General features: G+C 70.3%; 16 protein-coding genes and 2 pseudogenes. 11 read left to right on the top strand and 7 right to left on the bottom strand.

Annotated features, from left to right (window positions below; all coding sequences use genetic code 11):
• Positions 1-84 precede the first annotated feature (84 nt).
• A complete protein-coding gene (locus tag QM782_RS18425) occupies positions 85-300 on the top strand; it encodes a TOBE domain-containing protein (protein ID WP_415204339.1) in 216 nt (71 codons plus the stop codon).
• A 34-nt stretch (positions 301-334) separates the two neighbouring features.
• On the opposite strand, the gene QM782_RS18420 is transcribed toward QM782_RS18425, so the two are convergent.
• Both QM782_RS18420 and QM782_RS18415 read right to left on the bottom strand, forming a co-directional pair.
• The gene (locus QM782_RS18420) at positions 335-1,285 is read right to left on the bottom strand and encodes a CysB family HTH-type transcriptional regulator (RefSeq protein ID WP_415204338.1); all 951 of its coding nucleotides are present in this window, start codon (positions 1,283-1,285) and stop codon (positions 335-337) included.
• 96 nt (positions 1,286-1,381) lie between these two features.
• Complete coding sequence (locus QM782_RS18415) at positions 1,382-2,389, bottom strand: zinc-binding alcohol dehydrogenase family protein (RefSeq protein WP_415204337.1); 1,008 nt, start codon at positions 2,387-2,389, stop codon at positions 1,382-1,384.
• A 105-nt stretch (positions 2,390-2,494) separates the two neighbouring features.
• Here QM782_RS18415 and QM782_RS18410 point away from each other — a divergent pair, with 105 nt between their 5' ends.
• Positions 2,495-3,406 carry a LysR substrate-binding domain-containing protein gene (locus QM782_RS18410; RefSeq protein ID WP_415205682.1) on the top strand — a complete coding sequence of 304 codons (912 nt, stop codon included), beginning with the start codon at positions 2,495-2,497 and terminating at the stop codon, positions 3,404-3,406.
• A 63-nt stretch (positions 3,407-3,469) separates the two neighbouring features.
• Here QM782_RS18410 and QM782_RS18405 read toward each other — a convergent pair whose 3' ends face one another.
• Positions 3,470-4,366: a LysR family transcriptional regulator gene (locus QM782_RS18405; RefSeq protein ID WP_415204336.1), complete on the bottom strand. Its 897-nt coding sequence runs from the start codon at positions 4,364-4,366 to the stop codon at positions 3,470-3,472.
• A 76-nt stretch (positions 4,367-4,442) separates the two neighbouring features.
• On the opposite strand from QM782_RS18405, the gene QM782_RS18400 reads away from it, so the two are divergent.
• Positions 4,443-4,880 carry a PACE efflux transporter gene (locus QM782_RS18400; RefSeq protein ID WP_415204335.1) on the top strand — a complete coding sequence of 146 codons (438 nt, stop codon included), beginning with the start codon at positions 4,443-4,445 and terminating at the stop codon, positions 4,878-4,880.
• 92 nt (positions 4,881-4,972) lie between these two features.
• Here QM782_RS18400 and QM782_RS18395 read toward each other — a convergent pair whose 3' ends face one another.
• The gene (locus QM782_RS18395) at positions 4,973-5,323 is read right to left on the bottom strand and encodes a hypothetical protein (protein ID WP_415204334.1); all 351 of its coding nucleotides are present in this window, start codon (positions 5,321-5,323) and stop codon (positions 4,973-4,975) included.
• A gap of 128 nt (positions 5,324-5,451) precedes the next feature.
• On the opposite strand from QM782_RS18395, the gene QM782_RS18390 reads away from it, so the two are divergent.
• The 8 genes and pseudogenes from QM782_RS18390 to QM782_RS18355 all read left to right on the top strand — a co-directional run bounded on the left by QM782_RS18390 (position 5,452) and on the right by QM782_RS18355 (position 12,292).
• Positions 5,452-6,522, top strand: a complete 1,071-nt coding sequence (locus QM782_RS18390) for an SMP-30/gluconolactonase/LRE family protein (protein WP_415204333.1) — start codon at positions 5,452-5,454, stop codon at positions 6,520-6,522.
• Positions 6,523-6,583: 61 nt separating this feature from the next.
• Positions 6,584-7,243, top strand: coding sequence for a TetR family transcriptional regulator (locus tag QM782_RS18385; protein WP_415204332.1), 660 nt, complete (start codon positions 6,584-6,586; stop codon positions 7,241-7,243).
• Positions 7,244-7,315: 72 nt separating this feature from the next.
• Positions 7,316-8,320, top strand: coding sequence for a Bug family tripartite tricarboxylate transporter substrate binding protein (locus tag QM782_RS18380; protein WP_415204331.1), 1,005 nt, complete (start codon positions 7,316-7,318; stop codon positions 8,318-8,320).
• Positions 8,321-8,371: 51 nt separating this feature from the next.
• A complete protein-coding gene (locus QM782_RS18375; RefSeq protein WP_415202856.1) occupies positions 8,372-9,178 on the top strand; it encodes a cyclase family protein in 807 nt (268 codons plus the stop codon).
• A gap of 65 nt (positions 9,179-9,243) precedes the next feature.
• Positions 9,244-10,170: a 3-keto-5-aminohexanoate cleavage protein gene (locus tag QM782_RS18370; RefSeq protein WP_415204330.1), complete on the top strand. Its 927-nt coding sequence runs from the start codon at positions 9,244-9,246 to the stop codon at positions 10,168-10,170.
• A gap of 47 nt (positions 10,171-10,217) precedes the next feature.
• Positions 10,218-10,586 (top strand): hypothetical protein, encoded by a 369-nt coding sequence (locus QM782_RS18365; RefSeq protein WP_415204329.1) that lies wholly within the window; start codon positions 10,218-10,220, stop codon positions 10,584-10,586.
• Between the two features lie 11 nt (positions 10,587-10,597).
• Positions 10,598-11,380, top strand: a complete 783-nt coding sequence (locus tag QM782_RS18360; RefSeq protein WP_415204328.1) for an SDR family oxidoreductase — start codon at positions 10,598-10,600, stop codon at positions 11,378-11,380.
• Positions 11,381-11,413: 33 nt separating this feature from the next.
• A pseudogene (locus tag QM782_RS18355) lies at positions 11,414-12,292 on the top strand (SDR family NAD(P)-dependent oxidoreductase).
• A gap of 367 nt (positions 12,293-12,659) precedes the next feature.
• Here QM782_RS18355 and QM782_RS18350 read toward each other — a convergent pair.
• The 3 genes and pseudogenes from QM782_RS18350 to fumC form a co-directional block, all read right to left on the bottom strand.
• Positions 12,660-12,926: pseudogene (locus QM782_RS18350) on the bottom strand (IS4 family transposase); the annotation flags it as partial.
• A 334-nt stretch (positions 12,927-13,260) separates the two neighbouring features.
• On the bottom strand, positions 13,261-14,490 hold the full coding sequence (gene gltS / locus QM782_RS18345) for a sodium/glutamate symporter (protein ID WP_415204327.1): 1,230 nt from the start codon (positions 14,488-14,490) through the stop codon (positions 13,261-13,263).
• 106 nt (positions 14,491-14,596) lie between these two features.
• Positions 14,597-15,982 carry a class II fumarate hydratase gene (gene fumC / locus QM782_RS18340; RefSeq protein WP_415204326.1) on the bottom strand — a complete coding sequence of 462 codons (1,386 nt, stop codon included), beginning with the start codon at positions 15,980-15,982 and terminating at the stop codon, positions 14,597-14,599.
• Positions 15,983-15,994 lie beyond the last annotated feature (12 nt).

The following is a 15,994-nucleotide window of genomic DNA, read 5'->3' as shown; positions in this document are numbered from 1 at the left end:
GCAAGGGTCTGCGGTTTTCTTCGTTCACGCCGCGCGCGGCGGCCCGGACACTGCCCTCCTCTTCTTCGACGGCAGGAGGCCGGCATGACCATTCAAGCCATCAACGTGCGCAACCAGTTCCGCGGCACGGTGAAGGAAATCATCCGCGGCGACGTGGTGTCCGAGGTGGACGTTGAGACGCCCTGGGGCATCGTGACCTCGGTGATCACCACGCGCTCGGTGGACGAGCTGGCGCTCGCGCCCGGCTCGGACGTGGTCGCGCTCGTCAAGTCGACGGAGGTGTCGATCGCGAAGCTGTGACGGCACCGCCCCGCGCAACGCGCGGGACCGTCCGTCAGATGTCGTAGTCCGCCGTCGCCACGTCCGGCCCCGCGGCCATGGCCTGCTCGACCACGCGGCGCTTGAGCGTGGGCGCGAACGACTCGATCAGCGTGTACACGTAGCCGCGCAGGTAGGTGCCGCGGCGCAGCGCCAGCTTCGTGAGGTTGATGCCGAACAGCGCGCCGGCGTCGATCGCGCGCAGCTGCGTGTCGCGCTCGGCCTCGAACGCGATCGAGGCGACGATGCCCACGCCCATGCCCAGCTCCACGTAGGTCTTGATCACGTCGGCGTCCATCGCGCTGAGCACGATGCGCGGCACGATGCGCTGGCGCGCGAAGGCCTCGTCGATGTGGCTGCGGCCGGTGAAGCCGGCGCCGTAGGTGATCAGCGGATGCCGCGCCAGCCGCTCCAGCGTCAGCGGCCCGTCCAGCAGCGGATGCCGCGGCGGCACGACGACCGCATGCGTCCAGCGGTAGCACGGCAGCGCCACCAGCTCGGGGTACTGCGCCAGCGCCTCGGTGGCGATGCCGACGTCGGCCTGGCCGGACAGCAGCATCTGCGCGACCTGCTGCGGCGAGCCCTGGTGCAGGTGCAGCCGGACGTTGGGGAACTGCAGCCGGAACTCCTGCACCGCGCCGGGCAGCGCATAGCGCGCCTGCGAGTGCGTGGCCGCGATCGACAGCGCGCCGCTCTGCTGCGCCACGAACTCCTGCCCGGCCGTGCGCAGGTTGTGGCTGCCCTGCAGGATGGATTCGATGATCGGCAGCACGTGCGCGCCGGGCTCGGTCAGCCCGGTCAGGCGCTTGCCGGCGCGCACGAACAGCTCGATGCCGAGCTCCTCCTCCAGTTCGCGGATCTGCCGGCTCACGCCGGGTTGCGAGGTGTGCAGCGCATGGGCGACCTCGGTCAGGTTGAAGCCGCAGCGCACGGCCTCGCGCACGGAGCGCAGTTGCTGGAAATTCATCCGGCGGCATTGTTCTGGCGCCGGGCATGGAAGCCAACGAATGAATCGTTGGTTGCTTATCGCGGAAATGTCTCAGGAGCGGCGCCTCGGCCACACTCAGAAACCCGCCAGCACCACCTTGCCGCGCGCGTGCTGGGTCTCCACCAGCGCATGGGCGCGGCGCAGGTTGGCGGCGTCGATCGTGCCGAGATGCGTACCCAGCGTGGTGCGCAGCGTGCCGGCGTCGACCAGCGCGGCGACCCGGTCCAGCAGCGCGTGCTGGCGCGCCATGTCGGTCGTCTGGTGCTGCGAGCGGGTGAACATGAACTCCCAGTGCAGCGACAGGCTCTTGTTCTTCAGCGCCCGCACGTCCAGCGCCGCGGGATCGTCGATCAGCGCCAGCCGGCCCTGCGGGCGCAGCGCCTCGACCAGCTGCGCATAGTGGTGCTCGGTGTGCGTGAGGCTGGCCACCAGGTCGACCTGCGGCACGCCCGTGCCCGCCAGCCCGGCGGCCAGCGGCTGGCCGTGGTCCACGACGTGGTGCGCGCCCAGGCCGCGGACCCAGTCGGCCGTCTCGGGCCGCGACGCGGTGCCGATCACCGTGAGCTGCGTCAGCCGGCGCGCCAGCTGCGTCAGCATCGAGCCCACGCCGCCGGCCGCGCCCACGATCAGCAGGCTCTGCCCGGCGCCGCCGCCCTCGGGCACGCCCAGGCGGTCGAACAGCAGTTCCCAGGCCGTGATCGCGGTCAGCGGCAGCGCGGCGGCCTGCGCGGCATCCAGGCTGCGCGGCTTGCGGCCGACGATGCGCTCGTCCACCAACTGGTACTCGGCATTGCTGCCGTGGCGGTCGATGGCGCCGGCATAGAACACCTCGTCGCCGGGGCGGAACAGCGTCACCGCCGCGCCCACGGCCTGCACCGTGCCCACGGCGTCCCAGCCCAGCACGCGCGGCGCGGCGGCGGACGCGCTGGCACGCACCTTGGTGTCCACCGGGTTGACCGACACCGCCTGCACGCGCACCAGCAGGTCACGCGGGCCGGGCCGGGGCACGGGCAGGTCGATCTCGACGAGGGACTGCGGATCGTCGATCGGCAGGCCGGGGTGGACACAGGCAATGGCTTTCATGGGGTCTTCCCGTCACGAGTGGTTGGCGATGGCCGCCATCGTCGCGCCGCGCCACTGCGCGATAAACCCGCAGAATCGGACATCACTTTCATTCTTTGCGTGAAGATCATGCGCCTGGAAGACCTGCAGCTGTTCGTGCGCACCGCCCTGCTCGGCAGCTTCTCCGAGGCCGCCCGCGAGGCCGACATGCTGCCCGGGCAGGTCAGCGCGGCCATCGTGCGCATCGAGCGCGGGCTGGGCGTGCGCCTGTTCGCGCGCTCCACGCGCAGCCTGCGCCTGACCGGCGAGGGCGAGCGCTACCTGCCCTTCGCGCAGGAGGCGCTGGCGCGGCTGGCCGAGGGCCGCGAGCAGTTGGACGGCGCGCCGGACGAGCCCGGCGGACCGCTGCTGGTGGCCGCCCCCTCGGACCTGGGCCGCAACGTCCTCCTGCCCTGGCTGGCCGAGTTCCGCCGCCGGCACCCGCGCGTGGCGCTGCGGCTGGCCCTGGGCGACCGCGTGAGCGACGTGTTCCGCGAACCGGTGGACGCCGCCATCCGCTACGCGCCGGTCCAGGACGCCAGCTTCGTCGCGCTGCCGCTGGCGCCGGCCAACCGCCGGGTGCTGGTGGCCGCGCCGCAGTACCTGCAGGCGCGCGGCCGCCCCGAGCGGCTGGACGACCTGGCACGGCACGACACGCTGGTCTACCTGCTCAGCAGCCGCGTGCACGACCGCTGGACCTTCGACGACCCCGCGAGCGGCCAGCGCCGCACGGTGCGCGTGCGCGGCGCCATCCACTGCGACGACGGCGACGCCGTGCGCCGGCTGGCCCTGGCCGGCGAAGGCATCGCCTACAAGTCCTGGCTGGACGTGGCGCGCGACGTGCGGGCGAAGCGGCTGGAGGTGCTGCTGCCGCAGTACGCGGGCGAGCCGGCACCGCTGCACCTGGTGTGCCCGCACCGGCAGCAGTACCGCAGCGCGGTGCGGCTGCTGCACGCGGCGCTGCGGGAGCGGCTGGCGGCGGCCGACACGGGCGCCTAGGTCCGTGGCGGCGCGGCGCCCGATGCGCTGCAGGCAGGCGGCGGCGCCCGCAGCCAGGGCGGCCTACCCCGCCCGCATCGCCGCCATCCCCTCCACCAGCCGCCGCGCCCCCAGCCCCAGCGGCCGCTCGCGCGACCAGACCACGTCCACGCACAGCAGCATGTGGTTGTCCAGGCTGCGCAGCGGCAGCTCGGCCAGGCGGCCGGCGTCCAGCCGCCACTGCACCAGGCTGCGCGGCAGCCAGCCCCAGCCCAGCCCGGCTTCGAGCAGGCTGCAGGCGGCCTCGGGGCTGTCGGTGTGCCAGACGTGGCGGCCGAACACCACGCGCGCGTCGGCCACGCCGGCGTCGCGGCCGGCGATCACGACCTGGCGCGTGCGCACCAGGTGGGCCTCGCCCAGGCCGCCGGCCTGGCCGGCCTGGCGCAGCAGCGCGTGCCCGGGGGCGACCACGGCCACCAGCGTCTCCTCGCCGACCTGCTGGAAGGCCTCGCGCCCGTCCAGCCGCGGGCGCTCGAACACCAGCGCCAGCTGGGCGCGGCCGGTGTGCAGCATGGCCAGCGCATCGGCCTGCGGCGCCGCCAGCACTTCCACGTCGAGCAGCGGATGCTCGGCCGCCAGCGCGGCCAGCGGCACGGTCCAGCGCGCCGACAGCAGCTCGGGCGCGATAACCAGCGTGAGCCGCTCCTCCAGCCCCTGGGTCAGCGCCAGCGCGTGGGCGTCGAGCTCGCGCAGCTGCAGCGCGAGCTGGCGCGCCTGCGGCTCCAGCGCCCGCGCGGCGGGCAGGGGCCGCGGCTCGCGGCCGGCGCGCTCGAACAGCGGCAGGCCGAGCTCGGCCTCCAGGTGGGCGACGGCCATGCTGACGGCCGAGGGCACCCGGCCCAGCGCCCGCGCGGCGGCCGAGAAGGAGCCGTGGTCCAGCACGGCCAGGAACAGCAGCACGTTGTCGGAAGTGAAGGCCATGGATGCCAATCTATCAGCGGATCTGACATGAGCTGACTTTTTCTTTCAGATTCCCTCGCATACAGTGGCGGCCATCATGCAGGGCATTCAACGCAAAGTCGTCTACGTCGGCCTCTACGAAGGCATCGCCATCCTCGTCACCAGCATCGGGCTGGGGGCACTGTCGGGCGCCGGCGCCGGCAAGTCCACGGCGCTGGCCGTGGCCTCGTCGGTCATCGCGGTGCTGTGGAACCTGGCGTTCAACACGCTGTTCGAGGCCTGGGAGGCGCGCCAGGCGGTGCGCGGTCGCTCGGTGGCGCGGCGCATCGCGCACGCCATCGGCTTCGAGGGCGGGCTGGCCGCGATCCTGGTGCCGCTGTTCGCCTGGTGGCTGGACGTGGGGCTGTGGCAGGCCTTCCTGTTCGACGCTGCGCTGCTGCTGTTCTTTCTGGTCTACACCTTCGCCTTCAACTGGTGCTTCGACCGGGTGTTCGGCCTGCCGGCCTCGGCGGCCGGCGGCGCGCAGCCGGCGTAACCCCAATACTGCGACAGGCGCGACTTCGCGCGCCATCGTGCGCGTACGCCTGTACGCCGCGCCGACGGGAGCGCTCCGCAGCGTCCTGGCGATCACGGCATCGATGCGCGCACATCGATCGTCCTCGGCGCACCCGAGCGAGGCGCATCGAGCAAGCCCTCGAGCCGAGGTTGCACGAAGCGACCACGCCGCTTGCCAACCATCTGCGGCGTGACGCGCCGTCGCTCGGCCACCACCTTGTTGCCCAGGCCATCGGCACCAGCCAGCACGATGCGCACCCGCCGAACGAGCGCCTGCGACGTCTTGCGACGCAGCGTCAGCGCCACGAGATCCTTGCGCTCCATCTCGGTCAACGCCCAAGGCACCTTGGGTCGCCCGCTCATTGCTGCCTCGTCGGGCACGCCACGGTATACGGCCGATCCCGGTGTGCAGCAGTAGCTCATCAGATTCCAGACTCACGACACCAGAGGATGCAGAGGTCATGAGCCGGAATCCTTGATCCGCATCCGCGGTTCACACGTCATGGTTTGTACGAATGTTCAAAAATTAATACGATCATTCAAATACGAGCATGACCCAACTCGCTCAGCCCTCGTCCCGTACACGCGTTCCCAACCCGCTGGACGGGTTCACCGTCGACCGAAGCCAGCTCCGCACCATCGGCCACGACCTGCAGCGCCCCGAATGCATCCTGGCCGAGCCCGACGGCACGCTGTGGTCGGCTGACGCGCGCGGCGGCGTGATGCGCATTGCCGTGGACGGCACGCAGCGCTTCATCGGCCAGCGTGCCGACTCGCGCTTCGAGAGCGCCACGGCCACCAGCAGCGCTGACATGGAGAGCAAGTTCACCACCGGCACGCTGCCCAACGGTCTGGCCTTCGCCGCCAATGGCGACATCCTGATTTCGAACTTCGGCACGGACCGACTGGAAGTGATGACCCGCGACGGCGACTCGCGCGTGCTGTACGACCGGATCGACGGCATGCCGATCGGCAAGGTCAATTTCGTGCTGCGGGACAGCAAGGATCGCATCTGGCTCACCATCTCCACGCGCGTGAACCCGTGGACCCAGGCCTCGCTCCACCCGGTGGCCGACGGCTATGTCGCCATCGTCGACCAGCACGGGCTGCGCGTGGTGGCCGACGGTTTCTACTTCACCAACGAGATCCGCTTCGATGCCGCCGAGGAGTGGCTCTACATCGTCGAGACCACCGGCCCGCACATCACGCGCATGCGCGTGGACGAGCGCGCGGACGGCGCGCGGCTGACCGACCGCGAAGTCTTCGGACCCAGCCATCTGGGCGGCAGTCCGGACGGCATCGCCTTCGACAGCCACGGCAACCTGTGGTGCACGCTGATCATGGTGGACCAGCTCATCGCGCTCACCCCCGAGGGCGACAAGCGCCTGCTGCTCGACGACGGCGACCCGGAAGCCTCCCGGGCACTGCTCGAACGCACGGCAGCCGGCACGGCCACCATGGACGACATGATGCGTGCAGCGGGCCCGATCGCCCCGTGGATGGCCAGCATCACCTTCGGCGGCCCGGATCTGCGCACGGTCTACCTCGGCAGCCTGCGCGGCACGACGATCCCGTATTTCCGTTCCCCTGTCGCCGGTCTGCCCATGGTTCACTGGCGATAGAGCCCCCATGAAGCCTGACACCGCCCCCCCTGTCCGCAAGCGGCCACCGATGCCGCCCCGCGTGGACCGGCGCGCCGCCATCCTGCTGGCGGCCGAAAAACTGTTCGCCCAGTACGGCTACCACGCCGTGTCGATCCGGCAGATCGCGGAAGAGGCCAAGGTCCCGGTGGCGCTGGTGAGCTACTACTTTGGCGCCAAGCACGAGCTGTTTCATGCCATCTTCGAGCACTGGAGCCCCACCATCGACGAGCGCCTGGTGCGCCTTCGGGCCGTGCCCATCGACCCAGCCGACCCGCGCACGCTGCCGCGCATCATCGAAGCCTTCATCGAGCCCGTGCTCGAACTGCGCGCCAGTCCGGAAGGCGAATACTACGCACTGCTGGTGGCGCGCGAGCTCTACAACGCCACCGAGGAGGCCTACCAGGTCCAGCGCGACTTCTTCGATCCGATGGCGCACGCCTTCATCGACGCGCTGCACGCGGCGCTGCCGCACACCACGCGCGGCCAGGCGGCCAAGGGCTATCAGCTCGCCATGGGCGTGCTGCTCACGCACCTGAGCGACGCGCGCATCGAGCGCCTCTCGCGCAACGAGATGCGGTGCGCCGACCCGGCTGCCGCGCCGATGCTCGTGAGCTTCATCGCCGCCGGCCTGCGTGCGGCGCTGCCTCGCCCCGGGACGCCAGCCGAAGACACCACAGCGTCCACGCGAGCCAGAGCCTGAAGACCCATGCCTGAACGGGCGCCGGCCATCCGACACCCACGACCCCATCCACATGCCCCCGAGGAGACAACCATGGCCCCGATCCACAACCACCGTGCCGCAGCCAGCCGCCCCGCCCTGCTCCAGCGGGCCGCGCTGGCAGCCCTTGCCGCGGCCGCCCTCGCGCCACTGGCCGCCCCCGCCCAGGGCGCGTACCCCAGCAAGCCCATCCGCGTCGTCGTGACTTTCGGCGCCGGTACCTCGCCCGACGTCACCATGCGCCTGCTCAGCGAGCCGATGTCCAAGGCCCTCGGCCAACCAGTGGTGGTCGACAACAAGCCTGGCGCCAGCACCATCATCGGTGCGCAGGCCGTGGCATCGGCCCCCGGCGACGGCTACACGCTGCTCTACACGGTCAACAACACGACCTCGATCAACCCCTACGTGTACAAGTCCTTGCCCTACAAGCCAGAAGAGTTCGTGCCGGTCATCCGGGTGCTGTCGGTGCCCTACGTGGTGGTCACGTCCGCGCAGTCGCCCTACAAGACGTTGGGCGACCTGCTGGCGGCGGCCAAGGCCAATCCAGGCAAGCTCAACTACGGCAGCTACGGCATCGGGCAGGGCACGCACGTGGCCATGGCCCGTCTACTGAACGCGGCCGATGCCAACATGGTGCATGTGCCCTACAAGGACAACGCGGTCCCCGATCTCGTGGCCGGCCTGATCACCACGGTCCTGGAGCCCTCGACCACGGCGATTCCCCACATCCAAGGCGGCAAGATCCGAGCCCTGGCCGTCACGGGCCCCACGCGGGTTGAGGCGCTGCCGGACGTTCCGGCAGTCAGCGAGACCTACAAGGGTTTCGTAGGCGACTCCTGGCACGGGCTGCTGGCGCCCAAGGGCACGCCTGCAGCTGTAGTCAACAAGATCAACGAAACGGCCCAGAGGATCATCGCCACCCCCGAATTCCAGAAGCGGCTCAAGGACCTGGGGCTGGTGCCTGCCGGTGGCACGCCAGCAGATTTCCAGCAGTTCCTCAAAGAGGATACCCAGGCCTGGGCCAAGGTGGTCCGCGACAACGACATCAAGGTCGATTGACCCTCGCAGGGCCGCCGACCAGACCTTTCCCGTCCCCACGGAGTCCCCGCCATGCCCCGCAAATTCGTCGATCTGTCGATCTACCTTGAAAACGACGTGATCTCGGACCCGCCGCCCTTCGCGCCCAAGATCCAGTACTTCACCCACGAGACCACGGTCGAGCAGATCGCGCCGTTCTTCCCCGGCCTGAAGAAGGAAGACCTGCCCGACGGCGAAGGCTGGGCCGTGGAGCAGATCAACCTGTCCACCCACAACGGCACGCACCTGGACGCGCCCTTTCACTTCCACAGCACCATGGACAAGGCGCTGGGCGAGAAAAAGCGCGCCTGGACCATCGACGAGGTGCCGCTGGAGTGGTGCTTCCAGCCCGGCGTGAAGCTGGACTTCCGCCACTTCGCCGACGGCTACGTGGTGACCGCCGCCGACGTGCAGGCCGAGCTCGCGCGCATCGGCCACACGCTGCAGCCGCTGGAGATCGTGGTGGTCAACACGCGCGCCGGCAGCCGCTACGGCCACGACGATTTCGTCTCCACCGGCTGCGGCATGGGCTACGGGGCCACCATGTACCTGCTCGAGCGCGGCGTGCGCCTGACCGGCACCGACGCCTGGAGCTGGGACGCCCCGTTCGTGCACACCGCCGAGAAGTACGCCGCCACGCACGACGCCGGCCTGATCTGGGAGGGCCACAAGGCCGGGCGCGACATCGGCTACTGCCACCTGGAGAAGCTGCACAACCTGGAGGCGCTGCCGCCCGACGGCTTCTTCATCAGCTGCTTTCCGCACAAGATCCGCAACGCCTCGGCCGGCTGGACGCGCGCCGTGGCCATCTTCGACGACGCCTTGATGGCCGCGCGCTGAGCGCGGGCGCCTCGGCCGCGCCTGCTTCGTCCCCCCGTCATCCCCCTCTTCAGGACTATCCATCCATGAGCAAGACCATCATCAGCTGCGCCATCACCGGCTCCGTGCACACGCCCACGATGTCGCCGTACCTGCCCTGCACCCCCGAGGAGATCGCCGAGCAGAGCATCGCCGCGGCCAAGGCGGGCGCCGCCATCATCCACCTGCACGCGCGCAACCCGGTGGACGGCAGCCCCTCGCCCGCGGCCGAGGTGTACATGCAGTTCCTGCCGCGCATCGCCGAGCAGACCGACGCGGTGCTCAACATCACCACCGGCGGCAGCGTGGCCATGACGCTGGACCAGCGGCTCGAAGGCGCCCTGCGGGCCTCCTCGGAGATGGCCTCGCTGAACATGGGCTCGATCAACTTCGCCATGTTCCGCATGGCCGACAAGCCGCGCCAGTGGAAGCACGACTGGGAGGTGCCGTACCTGAAGTCCACCGAGGACGGCATCTTTCGCAACACCTTCCGCGACATCCGCTACATCCTGGAGACGCTGGGCCAGACGCACGGCACCAAGTTCGAGTTCGAGTGCTACGACATCGGCCACCTGTACAACCTGGCCTACTTCGTGGAGATCGGCCTGGTCAAGCCGCCGTTCCTGATCCAGTCGGTGTTCGGCGTGATGGGCGGCATCGGCGCCGACCCGGAGAACGTGCTGCTGATGAAGCAGACGGCCGACCGGCTGTTCGGCAAGGACTACGTCTGGTCGCTGTTCGCCGCCGGCCGCCAGCAGATGCCCTTCGTGACCATGGGCGCGGTGATGGGCGCCAACGTGCGCGTGGGCCTGGAGGACAACCTGTACATGGGCCGCGGCCAACTCGCCACCTCCAACGCCGAGCAGGTGGCCAAGATCGGCCGCATCCTGACCGAGCTGGGCCTGGACATCGCCACCCCGGACGAGGCGCGACAGATCCTGCAGCTCAAGGGCCGTCAGAACGTGGCGTTCTGAACCACCGTCACGCCTCGCCCATCCACCGCAACAGGATTTCTTCGACCATGCGCGAAGCCTTCATCGCCTCGACCGCCCGCACGCCGATCGGGCGCGCCTTCGAGGGCGCCTTCAACAACGTCGAATCCCCCTCGCCGATGGGCCACGCAGTGCAGCGCGCCGGCGTGGCGCCGGGCGAGATCGAGGATGCCGTGATCGGCCGCGTGCTGGCCGCCGGCACCTCGGGCAGCGACACCGGCCGCCTGGCGGTGCTGGCCGCGGGGCTGCCGGTCGAAGTCTCGGCGCAGCCCCTGGACCGCCAGTGCTCCCCGGGGTGGATGGCGATCGCGACCGCGGCCAAGCAGGTGATCGTGGACGGCATGGACGTCACCGTCGGCGGCGGCATGGGCGCCGCCGGACTGTCCGAAGTCGCCTGAGGGGGCCGCTCATGAGCACACTGAAGCAACTGTTCGACCTGTCGGGCAAGACGGCCCTGATCACCGGCGGCTCGCGCGGCCTGGGGTTGCAGATCGCCGAGGCGCTGGGCGACGCCGGCGCGCGGCTCATGCTGTCGGCGCGCAAGGCCGACGAGCTCAAGGAGGCGCAAGCGCACCTGAAATCGCTGGGCATCGAGGCCGACTGGGTGGCCGCCGACGGCGCCCGCGACGACGACATCCGGCGCCTGGCCGACGAGGCGCTGGCCCGGCTGGGCCACGTGGACATCCTCGTCAACAACGCCGGTGCGACCTGGGGCTGCCCCGCCGAGGACTACCCCGTCGAGGCCTGGGACAAGGTGATGGACCTGAACGTGCGCGGCCTGTTCCTGCTGACGCAGCAGATCGGCAAGCGCTCGATGATCCCGCGCCGCCACGGCCGCATCGTCAACATCGCCTCCATCGCCGGGCTGGCCGGCAACCCGGTCGAACTGCCCGAGACCATCGCCTACAACACCAGCAAGGGTGCGGTGGTCAACCTCACGCGCACGCTGGCCGGCGAGTGGGGCAAGTACGGCATCACCGTCAATGCGCTGGCACCGGGCCATTTCCCGTCGAAGATGACGCGCGGCACGCTGGAACAGGTCGGGGTCGGCAACCTGACGGCCTGGGTGCCGCTGCAGCGCCTGGGCGACGACGACGACCTCAAGGGCGCCGCGGTGCTGTTCGCGTCGGCGGCCGGCAAGCACATCACGGGGCAGATCCTGGCGGTCGACGGCGGCGTGAGCGCCGTCTAGCCACTCATTCCGATACCAGAAAGGCCTTCAATCATGCAGCTGGATTCCGAAGGACGCGTGGCCATCGTCACCGGCGCCGGCGGCGGCCTGGGACGGCAGTACGCGCTGGCACTGGCGGCCCGCGGCGCCCGGATGGTGGTGAACGACCTCGGCGCGGCGCAAAAGGTCGTCGACGAGATCGTCGCGGCGGGCGGCCAGGCGATGGCCAGCGACGCCTCGGTGGCCGACTTCGACGCCGTGCAGCAGATGGTGGCCCGGACCGTGGAGCGCTGGGGCCGCGTCGACGTGCTGGTCAACAACGCCGGTATCCTGCGCGACAAGTCGTCCGCGAAGATGTCGCTGGACGACTTCCGGCTCGTGATCGAAGTGCACCTGATGGGCTCGGTGCATTGCACCAAGGCCGTCTGGCCGGTCATGCAGCAGTAAGCCTATGGCCGCATCCTGATGACCACCTCGTCGTCGGGCCTGTACGGCGACTTCGGCCAGGCCAACTACTCGGCGACGAAGATGGCGCTGGTAGGCCTGATGCAGACGCTGTCGATCGAGGGCCTGAGGCACAACATCCACGTCAATTCGATCGCGCCCACCGCCTTCACGGCGATGACCGAAGGCTTGTTCCAGGACGACCTGGCGGCGCTGGCGACGCCGCAGGCCGTGGTGCCGGCGATGCTGGTGCTGACGCACGAGAGCGCCCCCACGCGCACCATCCTCTGCGCCGGCGCCGGCACCTTCGAGGCCGCGCACGTCACGATGACCGACGGCGTCCACGTCGGCATCGGTGCCGACGTTCCGGAGCGCCTGGCCGCCCTGCTGCCGCAGGTGACGGACCGCGCGCGCTCCGTCGTTCCCGAGAACTGCAACGTGCAGGGCAACAACGAGGTCGAAAAGGCCAGGGCTGCGATGACGGGGTGACAGGGACACGACGCACCGGGACCCGGGCGCCCGTCCATCCCGTCCGTCAGCCCTCGCCCTGGCTGCGCGTCACCACGAGCCGCGTGGCCCACGCGCGCTCGTGGTCCCGGCGGATGGCGCCTGCCATGAGGGCCGGGAACGCATCCGGCGTGCACGCGAAACTCGACACGCCCAGCAACACCTCGGGAGACCCACCATGGCCCAAGGGAAGTCGCGCTCGTCACGGGCTCGACCAGCGGCATTGGCCTGGCCGTGGGTCAGGCAACTGGCCCAGGCGGGCGCGGGCATCGTTCTTGACGGCTTGGGCGGTGCCGCCGAGATCGAGGAACCGCGCGCCTCGCTGGCCGAGAAATACGGCGTGCCCGTGCGCTACGGCGGCACCGTCCGGCGGCAGCTTGGTCGGCGGCAGCGTGGCGGCCATGGCCTGCCCACTGGGGGCATAGGACGCCACCCTCGGCGGCCGTCACCCCATGTGTGCCGCATTCCACCAGCCCTAGCACGCGCAGCTGCGGGAAGGCGCTCCGACCGCACGAGGCGCCGGGATTGCCGAAGTGCTCGGCATGGGCCAGTTCGTCGGCCACGTCCATGGAACTGTCGTCCGGCGCCATGACGCGCAGCCCCGGTACCACGCCCCGGCGCTGATCAGGTGGGCCACGTCAGCCTTCGCCGGCAGCGCCTTGCGCGTTCTCGCCATCGTCCGGATCCATCGTGGTGTCGACAGACCCGGTTTCTGTTGAGATCTTTCTATCCGAACAATATCGGACGTAACCATGGAAAAGCCCGCGGGTGCGGGCTTTTCGGTGCCCGGATGCGCTCCGGACCGGCGGAAGATGCCTGCTCTTCGGCAGCCCACACTCCCTAGTGGACAGGGGGCTTGCGCCCGGACGGCGCGATCATAGGCCGAAGTCCCTTTTACGCAACCTCGGGTTCTCCTGCGTTTTGTGGAGGAATTCCGCACGCGCCGCCGTTCAGCGCGCCAGCCAGCCGATCACCAGCGCATTGGCCAGGTCGATGAAGAAGCCACAGACCAGCGGCACGACGATGAAGGCGCGCGGCGCGGCGCCGAACTCGCGCGTCACCGCCGTCATGTTGGCCACCGCCGTGGCGGTGGAGCCCAGCGCGATGCCGCCGAAGCCGGCGCTGACGACCACGGCCTCGTAGTCGCGCCCCATGGCGCGGAACACCACCAGCACCGTGAACAGCACGGCCAGCGCCACCTGCACCGCCATGGCCGCGACGATGAAGCCGAGGATCGGCTGCAGCGCCCACAGCTGCAGCCCCATCAGCGCCATGGTGATGAACATGCCCAGGCAGATGTCGGACACCAGCGCCACGCCGGGCTGCATGCGGTACCAGTCCCACAGCGCGCGGCCCTGCGGCGCCACCAGGCCGCCGGCGCCGCGCAGCGCGATGCCGGCCATTAGGCAGCCGACGAAGGCCGGCAGGTTCAGCCCGCTGCGCGCGATCAGCGCCGTGATGCCGCTGCCCAGCATCAGCGCGAGGTTGAGCCACAGCAGCGCCAGCAGCATGCCGTGGTAGTCGAGCCGGGCGTGGGACTGGTCCTGGTAGCGCACGCCGACTTCGAGCTCGGCCTGGCCCGAGGGGCGCACGCGGTGGCGGCGCATCAGGTACAGCGCGATCGGGCCGCCGATCACGCAGGCGGCCACCATGCCGAGCATGTTGGCCGCCAGGCCCAGCTCGCCGGCGGCGGCCAGCCCCAGGCGCTCGGTGAAATGCGGCGTCCAGGCCAGCGTGGTGCCCACGCCGCCGGTCAGCGAGATCGAGCCGACCATCAGCCCGGCCTGTCGCGGCATGCCGAACAGCCCGGCCACGGCCATCCCGGCGAAGTTCTGCAGCAGCATGAAGACGGTGGCCAGCGCCATCAGCACCACCAGCGCGCGCCCGCCCTGCCCCAGCGTGCGCACGTCGGTGGCCAAGCCGATGGCCGCGAAGAAGTACAGCAGCAGCATGTCGCGCGCGCCCAGCTCGAACTGCACCTGCACGCGCGCCGCGTAGTACAGCGCACAGGCCACGGCCGCGCAGCACAGGCCGCCGACCACGGCGTCCGGGATGCTGTAGCGGCGCAGCCAGGCCACGCGCTGCGTCAGCCCCTTGCCCGCGAACAGCAGCAGGATCGCCAGCGTGAAGGTGGCGAAGGCGTCGATGGGAAGGACGTGGCGCAGCGTGTCGGCAGCCATGGGCGCGCGGGCAAAGCGGGCGAGTATCGCTGCGTCCGCCGCCCGGGCCACGCCGGAACGCCCTGCGCCACCCGGCGATGGGCGGCAGGACCGGCGCCCGGCGGCCTCAGCGCCCGACCATGTCCTCGGCCACCACCCACTGGTCGAACTGCTCGGCCGTCAGGTGGCCCGAGGCGATCGCCGCCTCGCGCAGGCTGCTGCCCTCCTTGTGCGCCTTCTTGGCGATGAAGGCGGCCTTGTCGTAGCCGATGTGCGGGTTCAGCGCGGTGACCAGCATCAGCGAATTGCCGACCAGCTCGGCGATGCGCGCGCGGTTGGGCTCGATGCCGACCGCGCAGTGGTCGTTGAAGCTGCGCATGCCGTCGGCCAGCAGCCGCACGCTCTGCAGGAAGTTGTGCGCGACCACCGGGCGGAACACGTTCAGCTCGAAGTTGCCGGACGCGCCGCCGATGTTGACGGCCACGTCGTTGCCGAACACCTGGGCCGCCAGCATGGTCACGGCCTCGCTCTGCGTGGGGTTGACCTTGCCGGGCATGATGGACGAGCCGGGCTCGTTCTCCGGGATCGTCAGCTCGCCGATGCCGCTGCGCGGGCCGCTGGCGAGCCAGCGCACGTCGTTGGCGATCTTGTTCATGCTGGCCGCCAGCGTCTTCAGCGCGCCGTGGGCGTGCACCAGCGCGTCCTGCGAGGCCAGCGACTCGAACTTGTTCGGCGAGGTCACGAACGGCAGGCCGGTGAGCGCGGCCAGCTCCTTGGCCACGCCCTCGGCATAGCCCTTGGGCGCGTTCAGGCCGGTGCCCACGGCCGTGCCGCCCAGCGCCAGCTCGCACAGGTGCGGCAGCGCGGCCTCCACGTGCTTGCGGCCATGCCCCAACTGCGCGGCCCAGCCGGAGATCTCCTGCCCCAGCGTCAGCGGCGTGGCGTCCTGCAGGTGCGTGCGGCCGATCTTGACGATGCCGTCGAAGTCCCTGGCCTTGCGCTCCAGCGTGCCCTTCAGCAGGTCGATGGCCGGCAGCAGCCGGTGGGTCAGCGCATCGACGGCGGCCACGTGCGAGGCCGTGGGGAACACGTCGTTGGACGACTGGCTCTTGTTCACGTCGTCGTTCGGATGGACCAGCCGGCCCTCGCCGCGCTCGCCGCCCAGGAGCTCGCTGGCGCGGTTGGCGATGACCTCGTTCAGGTTCATGTTGGTCTGCGTGCCCGAGCCGGTCTGCCAGACCACCAGCGGGAACTCGTCGGCGTGCTTGCCATCGATGACCTCCTGCGCGGCGGCGACGATGGCGTCCTTCTTCTTCGCGTCGAGCAGGCCCAGCGCGTGGTTCACAGTGGCCGAGGCGCGCTTGACCTGGGCCAGCGCCTTGATGATCTCCCGGGGCTGGCGCTCGCCGGAGATGTCGAAGTTCTGCAGCGAGCGCTGCGTCTGGGCGCCCCAGAGCTTGTCGGCCGGGACTTCGATCGGGCCGAAGGTGTCGCGTTCGATACGGGTGGACATGGTGGGCAATCT

Origin of the sequence: Pseudorhodoferax sp., assembly GCF_047601025.1 — a bacterium.
Taxonomy (GTDB): Bacteria; Pseudomonadota; Gammaproteobacteria; order Burkholderiales; family Burkholderiaceae_C; genus Pseudorhodoferax.
The sequence above is the reverse complement of the archived record's forward strand: the minus strand, read 5'-3'. Positions and strand labels throughout refer to the sequence as shown.